This window comes from Streptomyces anandii JCM 4720 (assembly GCF_014650655.1).
GTDB classification, from domain to species: Bacteria; Actinomycetota; Actinomycetes; order Streptomycetales; family Streptomycetaceae; genus Streptomyces; species Streptomyces anandii.
On the sequence record NZ_BMVJ01000011.1, the window covers coordinates 21,683 to 23,860 of the forward strand.

The 2,178-nt window shown below is 69.8% G+C and carries 2 protein-coding genes; one reads left to right on the plus strand and one right to left on the minus strand.

The genetic code is table 11. From position 1 onward, the window contains the following. Nucleotides 1–1,432 (plus strand): transglycosylase domain-containing protein (locus IE249_RS37955; RefSeq protein WP_268249708.1); only part of this gene is annotated, 1,432 nt, incomplete at its 5' end. A 63-nt stretch (nt 1,433–1,495) separates the two neighbouring features. Here IE249_RS37955 and IE249_RS20330 read toward each other — a convergent pair. Then, a complete protein-coding gene (locus IE249_RS20330; protein ID WP_189706504.1) occupies nt 1,496–1,960 on the minus strand; it encodes a GatB/YqeY domain-containing protein in 465 nt (154 codons plus the stop codon). Nucleotides 1,961–2,178 lie beyond the last annotated feature (218 nt).

Here is a 2,178-nt window from a genome sequence, read left to right on the forward strand (position 1 = left end):
CAGCTTCTTCTGCAAGTACGTCGAGCAGGTCTTCCTCACCGACCCGGTCTTCGGCAAGACCCGCGAGCAGCGGGCCAAGATCTGGAACCAGGGCGGCCTGACCATCCGCACCACGCTCGACCCGCAGGCCCAGGCCTCGGTGCAGGCCTCGCTCAAGCAGCACGTCTACCAGTCGGACCCGGTGGCGGCCGCGGCCGTGCTGGTCGAGCCGGGCACCGGCAAGGTCGTCGCGATGGGCCAGTCCAAGCCCTACGGCTACGGCAAGAACGAGACCGAGATCAACTACTCGGTCGGCAGCGACCTGGGCGGTTCGAACTTCGGCTTCCCGACCGGTTCGACGTTCAAGCCGTTCGTGGCGGCGGCCGCGCTGGAGCAGGGCAAGCCGCCCACGCAGGAGTACTCCTCGCCGTACAAGATGCCGTACCCCAGCCCGGTCCAGGCGTGCGACGGCAAGACCTGGACCAACCAGGAACACGCCGACGTCGAGAACGAGAGCACCTCCGAGCACGGCCCGTACCCGCTCAAGGAGGCCATGGCGAAGTCGGTCAACACCTACTTCGTGCAGATGATCTCCGACATCGGCCTGTGCCCGGTGGTCAACATGACCAACAACCTGCACGTGGTCCAGGGCAACGGCGACAAGCTGCCCCAGGTGCCGGCCATCGCGCTCGGTTCCAAGGGCATCTCCCCGCTGACCATGGCGACGGCCTACGCCGCCTTCGCCTCCCGGGGCATGTACTGCACGCCGATCGCCATCGAGTCGATCACGCAGAAGATCGGCGGGCAGCAGAAGTCGCTGCCCGTGCCCAAGTCGACCTGCTCGCGCGCCATGTCCCAGAAGACCGCCGACACCGTGAACACCCTGCTCCAGGGCGTGATCGACTCCGGTACGGGACAGCAGGCCGGCCTCTCCGACCGCGACAACGCCGGCAAGACGGGTACGACGGACGAGCGCAAGAACGCCTGGTTCGTCGGCTACACGCCGAACCTGGCCGGCGCGGTCTGGGTCGGCAGCGCCACCCAGAAGGTCCAGATGGAGAACATCCGCATCGGCGGCGTGTTCAACGCCCTCGTCTACGGCGGTCAGGTGCCCGGCCCCATCTGGCGCGACGCGATGACCGGAGCGCTGGAGGGCAAACCCTCACCCTCGTTCAACCTCGTGAACATCCCGGACGGGGGTGGCAAGGACAAGGGAAAAGGAAAGGGTCCGGGGACCGGAAACGGGAACGGCACCACGGACGGAAACAACGGTGACAACGGCGGCGACACGATCGGCGGCCTCATCGGCGGCCTGACCGACGGCGGCACCGGCAACGGCGGCACGACCGACGGCGGCGCCTTCCCCAACCCGACGTTCTCCATCCCCGGGGGCTTCATCCGCGGCCAGAGCGGCGGCACCCACGGGAACGGCAACGGGGGACAACGCGGCTGAGCGACCGCGCAAGGGGCGCACGGCGAACAGCCGGCGCCCCTTGATGTTGGCGAGAGCTGCCGCTCAGCCCGCCAGCAGCTTCTTCACCGCGGCGGCCACGCGACCGCCCTCGGCCTGCCCCGCGACCTTCGGGTTCACGATCTTCATGACCGCGCCCATGGCGCGCGGCCCCTCCGCACCGGCGGCCCGGGCCTCCTCCACCGCCGCGGCGACGATCCGGTCCAGCTCCTCGTCGGACATCTGCTTGGGCAGGTACGCGGCGAGCACCTCGCCCTCCGCCCGCTCCCGCTCGGCCGACTCGGCGCGACCGCCCTGGGCGAAGGCCTCGGCGGCCTCACGCCGCTTCTTGGCCTCCTTGGCGATCACCTTCTGCACCTCGTCGTCGGAGAGCTCGCGCTTCTCCGTACCCGCGACCTCCTCCTTGGTGATCGCGGTGAGCGTCAGCCGGAGCGTCGAGGAGCGGAGCTCGTCGCGCTCCTTGATCGCGGCGTTGAGGTCTTCCTGCAGCTTCGACTTGAGCGTGGTCATGGTCCTGATTGTGGCAGGTACGCGGTGAGGACGGCGCGCGGATTACCGGGCGAGGCGCGCGGGTTGACAGCGCACCGGCGCGGCGGACGCGGCCCGGCGCCCGGGATGGGGGTATACGAGCCGGCGGACGGCGCCCCCGGGCCCCGCACCCGGTGACCACCCCTGGCTGATTTCCGCCGCGCGCCCCCCGCCTGAGACGATGGACACATGCGCGCGCG

What these genes read in the sequence shown, in the direction of transcription:
- IE249_RS20330 (WP_189706504.1), bottom strand. Translation starts at nt 1,960, where the DNA reads ATGACCACGCTCAAGTCGAAGCTGCAGGAAGACCTCAACGCCGCGATC.